This is a genomic window from Sorangium sp. So ce296, assembly GCF_051529605.1.
GTDB lineage: Bacteria > Myxococcota_A > Polyangia > Polyangiales > Polyangiaceae > Sorangium > Sorangium cellulosum_D.
The window spans coordinates 7,389,119-7,405,705 of sequence record NZ_CP150325.1; the positions used below are offsets into that span (position 1 = coordinate 7,389,119).

General features: G+C 70.7%; 12 protein-coding genes. All 12 read left to right on the forward strand.

The window, feature by feature from the left end; translation table 11 throughout:
• Positions 1-59 precede the first annotated feature (59 nt).
• The 12 genes from WME98_RS27555 to gatB all read left to right on the forward strand — a co-directional run bounded on the left by WME98_RS27555 (position 60) and on the right by gatB (position 16,420).
• A complete protein-coding gene (locus tag WME98_RS27555) occupies positions 60-3,011 on the forward strand; it encodes an MXAN_6577-like cysteine-rich protein (protein ID WP_437944678.1) in 2,952 nt (983 codons plus the stop codon).
• Positions 3,012-3,243: 232 nt separating this feature from the next.
• Positions 3,244-5,925 carry an MXAN_6577-like cysteine-rich protein gene (locus tag WME98_RS27560; RefSeq protein ID WP_437944679.1) on the forward strand — a complete coding sequence of 894 codons (2,682 nt, stop codon included), beginning with the start codon at positions 3,244-3,246 and terminating at the stop codon, positions 5,923-5,925.
• Positions 5,926-6,112: 187 nt separating this feature from the next.
• Positions 6,113-6,328: a hypothetical protein gene (locus tag WME98_RS27565; protein ID WP_437944680.1), complete on the forward strand. Its 216-nt coding sequence runs from the start codon at positions 6,113-6,115 to the stop codon at positions 6,326-6,328.
• A 111-nt stretch (positions 6,329-6,439) separates the two neighbouring features.
• On the forward strand, positions 6,440-7,546 hold the full coding sequence (locus tag WME98_RS27570; RefSeq protein WP_437317906.1) for a hypothetical protein: 1,107 nt from the start codon (positions 6,440-6,442) through the stop codon (positions 7,544-7,546).
• 254 nt (positions 7,547-7,800) lie between these two features.
• Entirely contained in the window at positions 7,801-8,157 is a 357-nt protein-coding gene (locus WME98_RS27575; RefSeq protein ID WP_020732728.1) for an NADH-quinone oxidoreductase subunit A, read from the forward strand.
• On the forward strand, positions 8,145-8,729 hold the full coding sequence (locus WME98_RS27580; RefSeq protein WP_129573004.1) for an NADH-quinone oxidoreductase subunit B: 585 nt from the start codon (positions 8,145-8,147) through the stop codon (positions 8,727-8,729). Before WME98_RS27575 ends, WME98_RS27580 begins: the two co-directional genes overlap by 13 nt.
• Positions 8,726-9,400: an NADH-quinone oxidoreductase subunit C gene (locus WME98_RS27585; RefSeq protein WP_061625326.1), complete on the forward strand. Its 675-nt coding sequence runs from the start codon at positions 8,726-8,728 to the stop codon at positions 9,398-9,400. Before WME98_RS27580 ends, WME98_RS27585 begins: the two co-directional genes overlap by 4 nt.
• A 3-nt stretch (positions 9,401-9,403) precedes the next feature.
• Positions 9,404-10,618, forward strand: coding sequence for an NADH-quinone oxidoreductase subunit D (locus tag WME98_RS27590; RefSeq protein ID WP_437317909.1), 1,215 nt, complete (start codon positions 9,404-9,406; stop codon positions 10,616-10,618).
• 69 nt (positions 10,619-10,687) lie between these two features.
• Complete coding sequence (locus WME98_RS27595) at positions 10,688-12,382, forward strand: 2Fe-2S iron-sulfur cluster-binding protein (RefSeq protein WP_437335823.1); 1,695 nt, start codon at positions 10,688-10,690, stop codon at positions 12,380-12,382.
• Entirely contained in the window at positions 12,379-14,145 is a 1,767-nt protein-coding gene (locus tag WME98_RS27600) for a complex I subunit 1/NuoH family protein (protein ID WP_437944681.1), read from the forward strand. Before WME98_RS27595 ends, WME98_RS27600 begins: the two co-directional genes overlap by 4 nt.
• A gap of 11 nt (positions 14,146-14,156) precedes the next feature.
• Complete coding sequence (locus tag WME98_RS27605; RefSeq protein WP_437944682.1) at positions 14,157-14,831, forward strand: NuoI/complex I 23 kDa subunit family protein; 675 nt, start codon at positions 14,157-14,159, stop codon at positions 14,829-14,831.
• Positions 14,832-14,962: 131 nt separating this feature from the next.
• On the forward strand, positions 14,963-16,420 hold the full coding sequence (gatB, locus tag WME98_RS27610) for an Asp-tRNA(Asn)/Glu-tRNA(Gln) amidotransferase subunit GatB (RefSeq protein ID WP_437944683.1): 1,458 nt from the start codon (positions 14,963-14,965) through the stop codon (positions 16,418-16,420).
• Positions 16,421-16,587: the final 167 nt, after the last annotated feature.

Sequence of the window (16,587 nt, forward strand, 5' to 3'; positions counted from 1 at the left end):
CTCAACGGCGAAATCTCCAAGAGCCGCGAGGCGGCCGGCGTATCCGCCAAAGGAAGTTCATGAGTCAACCCGGATTGCGCTCCAGGTTCGAGCTGTCGTTCACAGCGCTCTGGCTGACGGCAGCTGCCCTCCTCGTCTGCTCTGCGTCCTGCGCGCGGGGAGACAGCTCGAGCATCACGTGCGATGACGGCCTCGCGATGTGCGGCGGCGCCGAGTGCGTCGACACGCAGGTCGATCCCGACCACTGCGGCGGCTGCGACGGCGTCTGCGCGAGCGGGCAGCGGTGCGAGGCGGGCGAGTGCGTCGGCGAGGACAAGGGGAACGGCGGGGGCGGCGGGGACCAGGGGGGCGTGGAGGCCCCAGGGGAGTCGGACGGGACCGGCGGCGCGCTCTGCGCGCCCGGCCTCGAGCCGTGCAGCGGCGGCTGCGTCGATCTCGACATCAACCCGCATCACTGCGGGGGCTGCGGCCAGGAATGCCCGGCCGGGCAGCTGTGCGAGGGCGGCGCCTGCCGCTGCGACGGCGGCCTCGCGGAGTGCGGCGGCGGCTGCGCGGATCTGACGAAAGATCCGTTGCATTGCGGGGGCTGCGACGTCCGGTGCGGGCTCAACGCGACGTGCGTGGACGGGGAGTGCGCCTGCGACGAGGGCCTCACGGCCTGCGACGGCAAGTGCGTCGATCTCGCGAGCCACCCGCAGCACTGCGGCGCGTGCGGCGCGGCGTGCGGCGGGGGGCTGGTCTGCCAGGCGGGCACGTGCGCCTGCATCGTCGGCGAGCACGAGGTCCTCGGCTCGACGACCCCGCAGGTCGTGAGGGGCAGTACGCTCGGCGCAGACACCTATTTCGGGCTGGACTGCGTGGCCGCCGGCTCGTCCGAGGTCGTCTACGCATTCACGGCGGACGAGCCCGGCACGTACAGGTTCGATACGGCCGGGTCCAGCTACGACACCGCGATCGCCGTGCTCGATCGCGCGGTCTGCGGCGAGCTCGCGTGCAACGACGATCGCGCGGGGCCCGAGGCGGCCGCCTCGGTGATCCTCGAGGGAGGGGAGGAGGTCCTCGTCGTCGTCTCGGGGTACAACGGCGCGCAAGGCGACTTCGTGCTCCGCATCGACCGGGCGGCGCCGCCGGCCTGCCCGGTGGGCACCCTCGAGCCGACCCTCCCGCAGTCGGTCCACGGCGACACCTGGGCGCTCGGCGACGCCCTCGTGGCGAGCTGCGGCTCGCTCGACACCCCCGACGCGAGCTACGCGTTCACCGCGCCCCACGCCGGGAGGTTCATCTTCGACACGGCCGGCTCCTCGTTCGACACCGTCCTCGAGCTGCGCAGCGGGACCTGCACAGGCTCGATGATCTCCTGCAACAACAACAACGCATCGGAGAAGACGTCGCGCGTCGTCGCGAACCTCACCGCGGGCCAGACGGTGGTGGCGATCGTCGACGGCGCCGAGGGAGAGTACGGGCCGTTCACGCTCAACGTCAGCGAGTACGTGCCGCCGCCGTGCCCGGAGTTCGTCCTCGACGCCTCCACGTTTCCGCAGCGGGTGACGGGCACCACCGCGATCGTGGATCGCGAGAGCGCCCTCCCGGCGCCCTGCGGCACAGGCGCCGGCCCCGAGGCCACCTATGCGTTCACCGCGCCGGCGGACGCGCTCTACACCTTCGACACCATCGGCACCGGCTTCGACACGGCCCTCCACATCCACGACGGCACGTGCAGCGGGCCGAGCCTCGGGTGCAACGACGACGTGGTCACCGGCGTCCTCCAATCGCAGGTGAAGGTGCTGCTCGACGAGGGGCAGACGGTCATCGTCGTCGTGGACGGCTACAGCAGCTCGGCCTCCGGCGCCTACACGCTCAACGTGAGCCAGACCTTCGTCCCCCCGTGCCCGCTGATCGATCTCGGGACGACGGTGCCTCAGACGGTGACCGGGACGACCGCGGACGCGGTGGACCTGCTGCGCCCGACCTGCGGCGGCGCCGGCGGCCGCGAGACGACGTACAGCTTCACCGCGCCCGAGGCCGGGACGTACCTCATCGATACGTTCGGATCGAGCTTCAACACGACCCTCGCCGCGCTCGACGGCTCCTGCTCCGGGACCACGATCGCGTGCAACGCCGACGCGGCAGGCAGCCAGCAGTCGCAGCTCACGCTGGATCTCGAGGAGGGGCAGACGATCATCCTGCTCATCGACGGCGATTCGGCGGGCGCGTCGGGCGATTTCACGCTCAATATCGAGCGGTTCGACGGCGGCGGCACCTGCTCGACACCCATCGAGCTCGGGTCCAGCTACCCGCAGGTCGTCACGGGGAGCACCGTGGATCAGCCCAGGTCGGTCACCCCGAGCTGCGGCTCCTCGACCGCTCCGGACATGGTCTACAGCTTCACCGCGCCGGAGAACGGGACCTTCATCTTCGATACGCTCGGCTCGAGCCTCGATACGGTCCTCCAGATCTTGAATGGAAGCTGCAGGGGCGCGTCGCTCGGGTGCAACGACGACTCTTCGGGCGGCCGGCAGTCGCGCGTCTCCACCGTCCTCGCCGCGGGTCAGACCGTCTTCATCGTCGTCGACGGCCGCGGCACCAGCGCCGGCGACTACGTGCTCCAGGTGGACCGCTTCACCGGCCCGGGGACCTGCTCGACGGCGATCGATCTCGGCTCGGAGCTGCCGCTCACGACGACCGGCACCACGTCGAGCCAGCCCAACTCGGCGACGCCAGCCTCCTCCTGCACGTACAGCTCGACCGCCGCGGACATGGTGTTCACCTACACCGCGCCGGCCGACGGCGACTACGTCATCGACACGATCGGATCGTCGTACGACACCGTGCTTCACGTGCACAGCGACGGCTGCGGCGGCGAGACGCTCAAATGCAACGACGATTGGGGCGGCACCTCGCGGTCGAGGGTGAGGCTGACGCTCACCGCCGGTGAGGTCATCACCGTGGTCGTCGACGGATACGGCTCGTTGTCGGGCAGCTTCACGCTGAACATCAACCCCGCTCCGTGAGGACGCCGCGCTCGCCCTCTCGCCGATCCGGCGGCGCCGCCGCCCGTCGCGCTGAGCTCGCCGCGGCGCCTCCGCGAGGCGCCGCGAGCACGGTCCAGGTCGCGGCTCGCGCCGCGCGTAGCCAGGCGAACTTCTCGCTCCATGAGCGCCCCCGCCGGTTGCGGATACCTCGGGCGTGGGCGTATCGTGTTATCCGCTCCGCCCCAACGGCCAGGTACCCCCAAGGATGCATATGAAACGATCCGGATTGCGCCTCAGGCCCACCCTCTCGTCCGCTGCGTTGCTCCTGGTCGCCGGGGTTGTCCTCGCGTCGTCCTGCGCCGAGAGCGCCAACTCGCTGAACCCGTGCACGGACGGGCAGTCGCAGTGCGGCGGCGAATGCGTCGATACCCAGGCGAGCGTCGACCATTGCGGCGAATGCGGCAACGCCTGCGCGGCGGGGCGTCGCTGCGCGGCGGGCACCTGCGTCGATGGCGAAGACCCCGGTGAGGGCGGGGGCGGCGAGGGCGGCGAGGGCGGCATCGACGCTCCGGGCCAAGGGGGGGCCGACGGCGCGTGCAGCGAAGAGCATACCGAGTGCGACGGCCGCTGCGTGAACCTCCAGACCGACCCGCGGAACTGCGGCGATTGCGACGTCGCGTGCGAGGAGGGGCAGGTCTGCGCGGACGGCGAGTGCGCCTGCCCCGAGGGCCTCACGGCGTGCGACGGCGCCTGCGTGGACGCGCTGACCGACAGGACCCACTGCGGCGACTGCGAGACCCGCTGCTCGCCGACCCAGCTGTGCGTCGAGGGCGCCTGCTCCTGCTCCGAAGGCCTCACGGACTGCGACGGATCGTGCGCCGACCTGGAGACGAGCGAGCTGCACTGCGGCTCCTGCGAGGTCGCGTGCGAGCGCGGGGCCATCTGCCAGGAGGGCGCGTGCACCTGCGCCATCGGCACCTACGACGTGATCGAAGACACGTTCCCGCAGACGGTGACGGGGACCACCATCGCGGGAGAGACGAACTACGGGCTCGCGTGCGTGGCGGCCGGCTCGTCGGAGCGGGTCTACCTCTTCACGCCCGCCGAGGCCGGGACGTACACGCTGGACACTTCGGGGTCCAGCTTCGATACGGCCCTTGGCGTGGTGTCGGCGACCAGCTGCGCTCAGCTCGCGTGCAACGATGACATCAGCCCTACCATCTTCCAGTCCAAGGTCCGCGCGGTCATCGGCGCGGGCGAGCAGGTCTTGATCGTCGTGACCGGCTTCGACGGCTCGGAGGGCGAGTTCAAGCTTCACCTGTCGAAGGCAGGCCCGCCGATCTGCCCTTCAGAGGACGTCGGCGACACGCTCCCGAAGACGTTCACCGGCGACACCGAGCTGCTCGGCGACGCCATCACGCCGACCTGCGGCCACCCGGGCGGCCCCGACGTGAGCTATACCTTCACGGCGCCGGCGGACGGGAAGTATGTATTCGATACGTTCGGCTCCGAGTTCAACACCATCCTGGAGCTGCAGGACGGCGAGTGCGACGGCGAGGTGCTCGTCTGCAACGACGACTCGCTAGGAGGGTCGCAGTCGCGCGCCGTCGTGGAGCTCGAGGCCGGTCAGACGATCGTGGCGGTCGTCGATGGATTCGAGGCCGCGGGCGGGCGCTATACGCTGAACGTCGCCGCGTGGGAGCCGCCCTCGTGCCCCATGATGGATCTCGGCTCGACCTACCCGCAGTCGGTCACGGGCAACACGTCGGGCCTCGACCACGTCCTCGAGTCGCCCTGCGCCTCGAGCGACAGCCCCGAGGCGACGTACAGCTTCACGGCGCCCGTCGACGGGCGTTATACCTTCGATACGATCGGGTCGAGCCTCGACACCGTGCTGCACGTCCACGACGGCAGCTGCGCGGGCCCCACGCTGGGCTGCAACAACGACGCGTCGTCCTCCTCGTCCCACTCGGTGGTGTCCACGCCGCTCTCGGCGGGACAGACCGCGTACGTGGTCGTCGACGGCGCGTACGACGACGCCGGCGCTTACAAGCTCAACGTGAGCGGCATCCCGGCGCCCCCGTGCCCGGCGAACGAGCTGGAGTCGGCCGTCCCGCAGACCGTGAACGGGACGACCGTCGGCCTCGGCGACTTCGTGAGCGCGCCGTGCGGCGCTCCCGGCGGCGCCGAGGCGACGTACGCGTTCGTCGCCCCGGAGGATGGCGTCTATGTCTTCGACACGTTCGGCTCGAGCTTCGACACGGTCCTCCACGTGCACGACGGCGCGTGCGGCGGCCCGTCGCTCGGCTGCAACGACAACACGGCCGGCCCCCAGTCGCGGGTCGCGGTGTCGCTCGTCGCCGGGCAGGCGACGGTCGTCGTGGTCGATGGCTCCGGGCCGTCCGCCACGGGGGCGTTCAAGCTCAACGTCTCCCTGTCGAACGGCGAGGGCACCTGCGCGAACCCGATCGACCTCGGCTCGACGGTCCCGCAGCGGGTGAATGGCTCGACCTTGCTGCAGCCGAACTCGGCCGCGCCGGGCTGCACGACGTCGAGCGGCAACGACCGGGTCTACCGCTTCACCGCGCCGGTGGCCGGGACCTACATCATCGACACGCTGACCTCGACCTTCGACACCATCCTTCACGTGCACGACGGCGACAGCTGCACCGGCGCCGAGCTCGCGTGCAACGACAACGCGAGCGGGGTCGCCTCGCGGGTGGAGGTCACCCTCACCGCGGGCCAGGTGATCACGATCGTCGGCGACAGCCGGCCCTCCTCCTCTGGCAACCTCGTGCTGCACATCAGCGCCGCGCCCGCGCCCGATCCCGATCCGGATGCGGGGACCGATCCGGATGCGGGGACCGATCCGGATGCGGGGACCGATCCGGACCCGGGGACCGATCCGGATGCGGGGACCGATCCGGATGCGGGGACCGATCCCGAGCCGTAGACCAGGCCCGGCGGGCCGCCTGCGTCGACCCGAAGGAGACGCCGCCAAGGCGCCAAGGCCGCCAGGAAACAAGAGAGCCAAAAAATTCTCTTCATGGCGTCCTCGATGCCTTGGCGGTTTGTTTTTCCTCGCCACGGAGAGCCGCTTCTGACCCGCGTGGCGTAGAGCCAGGGGGGAGGCTCGTGCGATGGGCGACGGCAGCGGCGCCCTCGGACGGCTCGCGCGGGGCGTGAGGCACTGGGCTGGGTCGGGCCGGCCGCTGCGCCTCGTCGGCGGGGGGACGAGCGGGCAGGGGCGGCCCCCGGAGCGCGGTGGGGGCAGGTGGCCCGGCGTGCCGCGATGGATGGCGATGGCGAACGGCGGCGGCGCGCTCGAGGCCGACGGCGATGCGCGCGATCCCTAGGAGTTTTCTTGAGAGCCGCGCGCGACCGTGCGAGTCTCGCCCCCCTGGGATTTGCGTCCGCCATCCGGGACGCGCCCTTCGGATCCGGGTCGAACCATGCCAAAGGAACGCGTGTTCTCCCTCGATGCCGTTCGGACCGACGGCTGGTTCGAGCGCATAGGCGACGGCATCGGCAGCTTCCAGGCGCTCTGCGAGATCGTGGGCGAGGCGTTCTTTGCCTTCTCGATGATTACGGGCGCCCGCATCACGGCGCTCACCGTCGACCGCCGCAACCCGGACAACACGCTGGTCGATTTCGTGATCGCGCCGCCGGGCGAGGAGGAGATCGACGGCGACGTCCAGCGGCTCACGCTCGCCGACTTCCGCCACCGCCTCGTCGGCGCCCTCCTCACGGAGGACACGACGCCGCAGGCCCCCGAGCGGGACACCGACCTCGAGGGCATCCAGCTCCACATCGGCGTCCGCTACCTGCTCCTCGCCCCCCTCTACGGCTACAGCCTCCGCAAGCTGTCCGTCGAGGGGAAGACCTCGCGCCTCCTCCTCCTGCGCGACGGCATCGAGGAGACGCACGAGCTGAACGAGTTCCGCGCCCGCATCCGCTCGCACGTGCGCGACGAGCTCGAGCGCGCCTCGGCCGGCGCGCGCTCCGCCATCGACCTCACCAAGGTCGCGGAGGCCGAGGTCGCGTCCCAGCGCGGCGACTACCCGAAGGTGATCCAGCTGCTCGGCACCTGGCCGGCGCCGCTCGCGATCTTCCTGCGCACGCCCGAGGGGCAGATGCTCACCCCGGACGCCCGCAGCCTGATCGCCAAGGGGCTCGGCCTGCTCGGCACCGCGTGCGTCAAGCTCGGCGAGGAGCACCAGGGCGAGGAGGTCATGCGCCTCGCGGTCCAGTACGCGCACGACGGGGCCGCGGCCGGCGACATCTTCCGCCGGCTGGGCGAGGCCATGCTCGACGACGGCCGGGCGGGCGAGGCCATCGGCCCCCTCCGGCGCGCCGCGAACCTCGGCGCCCCGCCGAAGCAGATATGGCCGCTCCTCGCGCGGGCGTTCGTGCAGCGCAAGAAGTTCGTCGCCGCCCTCGCCTGCGTCCGCGAGGCGCGGAGCGTCGGCGTGCCGGACGCCGAGATGGTCGAGGAGATCCGGGAGATCGAGGCGACCCTGGGAACGGCCCTGACCGCATGGAGAGGGCTGGTCCTCGTGGCGAGCCGCTCCTAGGATTGCGGCCCGCCGGTTGGGGGGCAGGTTGACCGCCGCCTCCATTGACACCCCCGCGGCGGCCGACTAGATCCGGCGCGGATTAAGCCGGGATCGCTCGGATTTTTGCTGTTTCAGGCAGCAATCGCCGCGTCGCTCTCACCTTTTGGACTGCATGGTTCGGGGCCGCGGGCCCTGAGGTCTCGCCCGAGGCGCCGCGCGCTGCGGCGAGGCGGTCGACCCTCCCGGGACCGACCCGTAGGAGTGCTCTCTCGATGGCCACCTACATCCCCTTGTTCCTGCTGTTTCTCGTCGCCGCGGTCATCGCGCTCGCGATGTTCACGCTGACGTCGCTCCTCGGCCCGAAGAACCCGACGCCCGAGAAGATGATCCCGTACGAGTGCGGCAGCGACTCGACGGGCGGGCGATTCGTCAAGCCGAGCGTGAAGTTCTACCTGACGGCGATCCTCTTTGTCGTGTTCGACATCGAGGCGGTGCTCATCTACCCGTGGACGGTCCAGTTCCGCTCCCTGGGGTGGACGGGCCTCGCAACGATGAGCTCGTTCATCGCGATGCTCGTCGTCGTGCTCGTGTACGTGTGGAAGAAGGGAGCTCTGGAATGGGAGAAATGAAGGGTGGAGGGCCCTCGACGCGGGTGATGGAGGGCTCCGAGCACGGGTTCGCGACGACGCGCGTGGACGCGCTGCTCAACTGGGCGAAGAAGTACTCCCTGTTCCAGTACCCGTTCGTGACCGCATGCTGCGGGATGGAGTACATGGCGATGGCGAGCCCGCGCTACGACATGGCGCGGTTCGGCGCCGAGGTGCCGCGCTTCTCGCCGCGCCAGGCGGACCTGCTCTGGGTGGTGGGGACCATCAGCCAGCGCCAGGCGCCCGCGCTCCGGCGCATCTACGAGCAGATGGCCGACCCGAAGTGGGTGCTCGCCTTCGGCACGTGCGCCTCGTGCGGCGGCTTCTACGACAACTACACGACCGTCGCCGGCATCGACAAGATCATCCCCTGCGACGTCTACGTGCCCGGGTGCCCGCCGCGCCCCGAGGCGGTGCTCGACGGCCTCATGCTCCTCCAGGACAAGATCGCGCGCGGCGACCGCACGCCGGCGATCGTGAAGCCGCGCGAGGACCCGGCCCAGACCGCGGAGCGCCTCGTCACCCTCCAGCGCAAGGAGAGGAGCCAGCAGTGAGCAAGAAGGTCCTCGAGATCTTGACGGCCCAGTTCCCGGGCGCCGTCCTGGAGACGCACTCGCAGTTCGGCGACGACACCGCGGTGGTCGACCCGGCGGTGTGGCGCGACGTCGCGCTCTTCCTCCGCAACGACCCGCGGACGCTGATGAACATGTTCGTCGACCTCACGGCGGTCGACTACCTCTGGCGCGGCGACGTGCCCCGCTTCGAGGTGGTCTGCCACCTGCGCTCCTTCGAGAAGAACCACCGCATCCGGATCAAGGCGCGCGTGGGCGACGAGGAGGGCAACGGCGCCGAGATCGACTCGATTGTGCCGGTGTGGAAGGGCGCGAACTGGTTCGAGCGCGAGTGCTACGACCTGCTCGGCATCGTCTTCCGCGGGCACCCCGACCTCCGGCGCATCCTGATGTACCCGGAGTTTGAGGGGCACCCGCTGCGCAAGGACTACCCGGCCAACCGCATCCAGCCGCTCATCCCGTTCCGGGAGGTGCCGAACATCGGCAAGCTGCCGCCGTTCGGCCCCGACGAGGGCATGAGCTTCGGCCGCCAGACGCACGACTTCGCGCTGCTGAACGCGGGCGCGTCGCTCGAGTCGACCGGCGGGGACGAGGCCTCGGACAAGGGCAAACCGCAGGGCATCGGCGTGGGTGCGCTGCAGGAGCGAAGCTGAACGATGGAACCGCTGGATCGCGACCTGGACGAGGCCCACCTCGATCTCCCGAGCGAGCCGATGCTCCTCAACATGGGGCCGTCCCACCCGGCGATGCACGGCACGGTGCGGATCGTGCTCGAGCTCTCGGGCGAGACGATCAACAAGGCCGACGTGCAGATCGGCTACCTGCACCGCGGCTTCGAGAAGATGTGCGAGCGCGGCACGTGGACGCAGGTCTTCCCGTACGTCGACCGGCTCAACTACGTCTCGCCGATGCTCAACAACGTCGGCTTCGCGCTGGCGGTCGAGAAGATGCTCGGCGTCACGGTGCCCGAGCGCTGCCAGTACTACCGCGTGATCCTCGGCGAGATGGCGCGCATCTGCGATCACATGATCTGCAGCGGCGCCATGAGCATGGAGCTCGGCGCCTTCACGCCGTTCCTCTACCTGTGCCGCGCGCGCGAGATCTTCTGGGAGATCTTCGAGGAGGAGACGGGGGCGCGCCTGACGCACAGCTTCGGCCGCGTCGGCGGCATGGCGCGGCCGCCCACGCCCGACTTCAAGTCGATGGTGCGGGTGGGCCTCGCGCGCGTGCTCGCGCTCGTCAACGACGCCGAGAAGCTCATCCTGAAGAACCGCATCTTCCTCGATCGCCTCGACGGCGTCGGGCAGATCTCGCAGGAGGACGCGCTCGCGCTCGGCTGGACGGGCGTCGTGCTCCGGGCGACCGGCCTGGCGTACGACGTGCGCCGCGCGAACCCGTACATGGTCTACGACCGCTTCGAGTTCGACGTGCCGGTCGGCACGCGGGGCGACAACTACGACCGGTTCATGTGCCGCCAGGAGGAGATCCGCCAGTCGGCGCGGATCATCGAGCAGGCGCTCGACCAGATGCCCGACGAGGGGCCGGTCAACATCGACGATCCGCGCATCGTGCTGCCGCCGAAGGAGGAGGTCTACACGACCATCGAGGCGACCATCCAGCACTTCAAGATCGTCATGGAGGGCATCAAGGTGCCCGCCGGCGAGTGCTACTCGTACACCGAGGCCGGCAACGGCGAGCTCGGCTTCTACCTGGTGTCCGACGGCAGCGGCACGCCCTACCGCGTCCGCATCCGGCCGCCGTGCTTCGCCACGACGCAGGGCCTCTCGCAGCTCATCACCGGGCTGATGATCCCCGACGTCGTGCCGACCTTCGGCTCGCTCAACATGATCGGCGGGGAGTGCGACCACTAGCGACGGCGCTCCCGTCATCGACCTAAGGAAGCTGGGGCCCGCGCGGCCCCGCCGGGAACCGAGAGCACGATGCCTACGATCAAGATCGACGGAAGGGAGATCCCCTTCGAGAGCGGTGACACGATCATCCGGGCGGCGCACCGCGCCGGGATCGACATCCCCCATTACTGCTGGCACCCGGGCCTCAGCGTCGCCGCCAACTGCCGGATGTGCCTCGTCGAGGTGCTGCCGCCGCCCGGGCGCCCGGCGATGAGCCTCGACATCCTCCGCTGGGACCCGGCCAAGCAGGACTACGTGCCGGCCGCGAAGCCGAAGCTCCAGCCGGCCTGCCAGATGGCCTGCGCGAACGGCATGGAGGTGCTGTCCGAGGGCAGCGATCACGTGGCCGAGGCGCGCTCGGCGGTGCAGGAGCTCCTCCTCCTGAACCACCCGGTCGACTGCCCGATCTGCGATCAGGCCGGCGAGTGCCGCCTCCAGGACTACTGGCTCGAGCACCAGCGCAAGGGCAAGCGGATGCACCAGGAGCCGGTGCACAAGCCGAAGGCGGTGACCTTCGGGCCGACCATCGTCTACGACGCCGAGCGCTGCATCGTCTGCACGCGGTGCATCCGCGTCTGCAACGAGCTCGCCCGCGATCCGGTGCTCTCGGTCCGCGAGCGCGGCAACCTCGGGGAGATCACGGTCTCGCCCGGGCGCGAGCTCGACCACAACTACACGCTGATGACCGAGCACGTCTGCCCGGTCGGCGCCCTCACGTCGCGCGACTTCCGGTTCAAGGCGCGGGTCTGGTTCCTCCGCAGCGCCCGGACCGTCTGCCAGGGCTGCGCGACGGGCTGCAACGCCTACCTCGACTACGATCCGCGCAACAACACGCCGTACCGGCACCGCCCGCGCGAGAACATGGCGGTCAACACGTACTGGATGTGCGACGACGGCATGCTGTCGTACCGGCACGCGGTCGAGGGGCGGCTGCTCACGGCGCTCGTCGGCAACGACGACGCGAGCGTCGAGGACGCCCTGGCCGCGGCCAAGGAGCAGCTCAGCGGCCACGCCGACGACCCGTCGCGGGTCGCGATCGTCCTGTCGGCCCAGCACTCGAACGAGGACAACTTCGCGCTCTACCACCTCGCCACGACGTACCTCGGCGCGACCGACTTCTTCGTGTCGGGCAGGCCGCTCGGCCAGGGCGACGACATCCTGATCAGCGAGGACAAGAACCCGAACACCCGCGGCGCCGTGCAGATCGCGGCGGCGACCCCGCCGCGCCCGGTCGCGGAGCTGCTCCAGGGGATCGCGTCGGGGCAGTACGCGTACGTCGTCGCCCTCGGGTCGGACCTCGAGGTCGACGCGGGCGAGGCGCAGCGGGCGCTCTCGCGGCTCAAGGGGGTGGTGACGATCGCCGCCCACGAGGGGCCGCTGGCGAAGGCGGCGCGCGTCGCGCTGCCGGCGTGCTCCTGGGCCGAGGCCGAGGGGACGTACGTGAACCGGAAGGGCCTCGCGCAGCGGAGCGAGCGGGCGCTGCTCCCGCACGGCGACGCGCGCCCGGCCTGGGAGCTCATCGGCCGGCTCGGGCGCGCGCTCGGGTACGAGACCGGGTGGAAGACCCTCGCCGAGCTGCGCCGCGCCATGCCGCCCGGCGCGGTCGCGGGGGCGGGCGCGCCGGCCGCGGTGCTCGGCGCGGCGCCCCCCGCGCACACGGCGGCGGCGACCGCCGTCGCCGACGGCGCGCGGGTTGAGCCGAAGAAGACGGAGGCCACGGCATGACTCTCGTCGAGGTCGTTCTCGCGATCGTGAAGATTCTCATCGTCGTCCTGTTCCTGCTGAACATGGCGGCGATCGCCACCTGGGCCGACCGGCGCCAGGGCGCGATGGTGCAGGACCGCGTCGGCCCGAACCGCGCGGTCGTCTACCTGCCGTCGATGCTCGTGCGCGGCATCGTGTTCTTCCCGCCGGCGCTGCTCGGGGCGCTCGCCGTGTTCACGGCGACGCGCGAGATGACCGGGCCGGCCGGCGTCGAGACGCTGGTGATCGGCGCGCAGCTCGCGGTGCTCGTGACCTGGCTCGGCCTGCTCGTGTTCTGCGCGTCGGCCCGCCGGGGCGGCCCGATCAACGGGGCCGAGGAGGCGCTCGCCCGCGTCGACCCGCGCAACATCTTCTACGCCGGCGTCCTGGGCCACGTGCTGGCCTTCTTCGTCACGCAGGCGATCCCGGTCGCGGCGGCGCCCACGGCCGCGCGGGTCGTGTGCGTGCTGCTCGGCGCGCTGCTCGTCGTGACGGGCGCGTACACGGCGCTGCGCGTGCCCGAGGGCAAGATCCCGCTGCGCCTGCTCGGCACGCTCCACGCGGCCGCCGACGCGATCAAGATGATCTGGAAGGAGGACTTCATCCCGAAGAACGCCGACCGGCTCCTCCACTCGCTCGCGCCGCTGCTCGCGATGTTCCCGGCGCTGGTGACGTTCGCGGTCATCCCCTTCGGCGACAAGCTCTGCTTCGCGGACAACGGCGACGGGATCTTCGGCTTCGCGGACCTCCCGCTCCTCCAGCGGACCGTCGACCAGTCGTTCACGTGCTCCGGCCACGTCGTGAACCTCCAGGTCGCCGACCTCAACGTCGGCATCCTCTACATCTTCGCGATGGCGGGCACCGGCATCATCGGCGCCGCGCTCGCCGGCTGGGCGAGCGACAACAAGTTCTCGCTGCTCGGCGGCCTGCGCGCGGCGAGCCAGATGGTCAGCTACGAGGTCGCCATGGGCCTCAGCGTCGTCGGGCTCTTCATGATCTACGGGAGCGTCCGGCTCGGCGACATGGTGCAGTGGCAGGCCGAGCACGCGTGGGGGATCTTCGTCCAGCCGTTCGCGTTCATCCTGTTCCTCGCGGCCCTCGCGGCCGAGACGAAGCGCATCCCGTTCGACCAGCCCGAGGGCGAGAGCGAGATCGTCGCCGGCTACTTCGTCGAGTACTCCGGGATGAAGTTCGGCATGTTCATGACGGGCGAGTACGTGGAGCTCATCACGTCGAGCGCGCTCCTCGTCACGCTCTTCTTCGGCGGCTACCACCTGCCGTTCCTGGACCGCGACGGCATCAACGTCGTCCTCGGCGACGCGACGCTGTTCCAGTACAAGATGACCCACTGGGCCGTGAGCCTGACGTACGTCATCGCCTTCTTCGGCAAGACGATCCTCATGTCGTGGGTCCAGGTCTTCTTCCGCTGGACGCTGCCGCGCTTCCGTTACGACCAGGTGATGCGGCTCGGGTGGACGAAGCTCCTGCCGCTCACGCTCGTCAACATGATGGTGACGGGCATCGTGATCCTGGCCGTCGACTCGGCGCCGGTGGGGCTCCGCGACGGCCTCCAGGTCGCCGCCGACATCACCCACGCGCTCGTCGCCGTGGGCGGCTTCGCGGCGGTCGTGGCGATGATCGCCGGCCTCCTCGAGCCGGTCGAGCGCCAGCGCATCATCGTCTCCACCTCGGCCCGGTTCGCCGCCGCGGCGGGGGGCACCAAGGCGACGCCGCAGCAGGCGTAGAGGAGGATCCCATGGCGAAGGCTACCCCGAGCAATCCCTGGACGAAGCCGGCCGGCAGGCCTGTCGCCGGCAAGCCGATCCCGCGCCCCTCCCGGAGCGCCGACGTGCAGGCCTACATCCCCGAGATGGTGAAGGGGCTGGGGCTCACGATGAAGCACTTCTTCAAGAACACGAAGGAGATGGTGCTCGGCCAGAAGCCGGACCCGGTGCTCAACGCGCTCGAGCCGGGGGTCACGACGATCAGCTACCCCGAGGAGAAGCGCCCCTACCCGGAGCGCTTCCGGGGCATCCACCGGCTCACGCTGCGCGAGGACGGCTCGCCCCGCTGCGTCGCGTGCCTCTGCTGCTCGACCGCGTGCCCGGCGCAGTGCATCGCGATCGATCCGGCCGAGTACCCCGAGGGGGATCGGCGGCACGGCTACGAGCGCTACCCGAGCAGCTTCGTCATCGACGAGCTCCGCTGCGTCTTCTGCGGCTACTGCGTCGAGGCGTGCCCCGTCGACGCCATCCGCATGGACACCGGCCTCCACGCGGTGCCCTACGACTCGCGCGAGCAGTTCATCTACCGGCGCGATCTCCTCATGAGCCTCACCGATCGCTCGGGCTCGCGGCTGACGGCGAACAAGCGCCACGAGCCGGGCGACCCGACGCACCCCGGCCTCACGCGCGAAGCCGCGGAACACTGAGCCGCGCCCACCCGGCGGGCTCCTGCCCGCCGGGCGATGAGACGGCGGGCTCCTGCCCGCCGGGCGATGAACCACGACAGGTAAAGCCGGAGGCCCCTCGCCCGCGCGAGGTTCTGCTAGAACGGCGAGCCATGGCGACGACGTACGGCTCCTTCGAGGCGGTCATCGGGCTCGAGGTCCACGCGCAGCTCCTCACCCGCACCAAGGCGTTCTGCGGCTGCGCGACCAGCTTCGGCGACCCGCCGAACACGCACACGTGCCCGGTCTGCCTCGGCCTCCCGGGCGCGCTCCCGGTGCTGAACCGCGAGGCGGTCCGGATGGCGGTGAGCGCCGCGCTCGCGCTCGGCTGCGAGATCCAGGAGAGCAGCATCTTCGCGAGGAAGAACTACTTCTACCCGGACCTCCCGAAGGGCTTTCAGCTCAGCCAGTACGATCGGCCGCTCGCGCTGCGCGGCGCCCTCGAGATCGAGACCGAGGCCGGCAAGCGACGGGCGGGGATCACGCGCGTCCACATGGAGGAGGACGCCGGCAAGAACCTCCACGGCATCGGCGGCCTGTCGGTCGTCGATCTCAACCGCGCCGGCACGCCGCTCATCGAGATCGTCGGCGAGCCCGACCTCCGCTCGGGCGCCGAGGCCGCCGAGTACCTGAAGCGGCTGCGCGAGATCCTGATGTTCATCGGCGTCAACGACGGCAACCTCGAGCAGGGCAGCTTCCGCTGCGACGCCAACGTCTCGGTCCGCCCGGCCGGGGAGGCGAAGCTCGGCACGCGGACCGAGCTCAAGAACATCAACTCGTTCCGCTTCGTCGCCGAGGCGATCGACCTCGAGATCCGGCGGCAGATCGCGCTCATCGAGCAGGGCGGCCGGGTGCGGCAGCAGACCCGCGGGTACAACGCCGAGAAGAAGGAGACGTACCTCCTCCGCGACAAGGAGAACGAGTCCGGCTACCGCTACTTCCCCGAGCCGGACCTGCCGCCGCTCGTCGTGGACGAGGCGTTCCTCGCCGACGTGCGCGCCGCGCTCCCGGAGCCGCCGGCCGACAAGCGCCGCCGCTTGACCGAGTCGCTCGGGCTGACGCCGTACGCGGCGCAGGTGCTGACCGGCCACCCGCAGATCGCGGCGTTCTTCGAGGAAGCGGCGCGCCTCCACGGCGACGCCGTCAAGGTCGCGAACTTCGTCCAGGGCGAGGTGCTGCGCGACACCCGCACGGCGGGCCTGTCGGCGACGTTCCCGGTCTCCCCGGCGCAGGTGGCCGGGCTGCTCCGCCTCGTGGACGAGGGCGCGATCAGCGGCAAGCAGGCCAAGGAGGTGTACATGGAGATGGCCGGCACCGACCGGGCGCCCGGCGACATCGTCCGCGACAAGGGGATGGCCGTGATGAGCGACGCCGGCGCCATCGAGGCGATCGCCGCCTCGATCATCGCCGCGAACGAGAAGCAGGCGGCGGCGTACCGCGCCGGCAAGACCGCGCTCCTCGGCTTCTTCGTCGGGCAGATCATGAAGAAGACGGGGGGCAGCGCGAACCCGGCCGTCGTGAACGACGTCCTCAAGCGGCTGCTCGAGGGCGCCCCCGTCGCCGGCGCGTGAGGGAGCTGCCGCCGCGGGCGTCGCGCGGGCCTTCGTCCCGCCGGGCGCTCGCCACGAACTTGGCGAGCGGCGGTCTCGCCGCGGTCATCTGCATCCCGTATGCGGTCGCCTGCGGCGCCCGGTCGCGCCGAGGCTTCCTCTCCGTGCAGCTCCGCGCCAAGGATCGC

Bases quoted from the DNA above. Each gene is read 5' to 3' on its own strand.
- WME98_RS27555 (WP_437944678.1), top strand. From the start codon at position 60: ATGAGTCAACCCGGATTGCGCTCCAGGTTCGAGCTGTCGTTCACAGCG.
- WME98_RS27560 (WP_437944679.1), top strand. From the start codon at position 3,244: ATGAAACGATCCGGATTGCGCCTCAGGCCCACCCTCTCGTCCGCTGCG.
- WME98_RS27565 (WP_437944680.1), top strand. From the start codon at position 6,113: ATGGGCGACGGCAGCGGCGCCCTCGGACGGCTCGCGCGGGGCGTGAGG.
- WME98_RS27575 (WP_020732728.1), top strand. From the start codon at position 7,801: ATGGCCACCTACATCCCCTTGTTCCTGCTGTTTCTCGTCGCCGCGGTC.
- WME98_RS27580 (WP_129573004.1), top strand. From the start codon at position 8,145: ATGGGAGAAATGAAGGGTGGAGGGCCCTCGACGCGGGTGATGGAGGGC.
- WME98_RS27590 (WP_437317909.1), top strand. From the start codon at position 9,404: ATGGAACCGCTGGATCGCGACCTGGACGAGGCCCACCTCGATCTCCCG.
- WME98_RS27595 (WP_437335823.1), top strand. From the start codon at position 10,688: ATGCCTACGATCAAGATCGACGGAAGGGAGATCCCCTTCGAGAGCGGT.
- WME98_RS27600 (WP_437944681.1), top strand. From the start codon at position 12,379: ATGACTCTCGTCGAGGTCGTTCTCGCGATCGTGAAGATTCTCATCGTC.
- WME98_RS27605 (WP_437944682.1), top strand. From the start codon at position 14,157: ATGGCGAAGGCTACCCCGAGCAATCCCTGGACGAAGCCGGCCGGCAGG.
- gatB (WP_437944683.1), top strand. From the start codon at position 14,963: ATGGCGACGACGTACGGCTCCTTCGAGGCGGTCATCGGGCTCGAGGTC.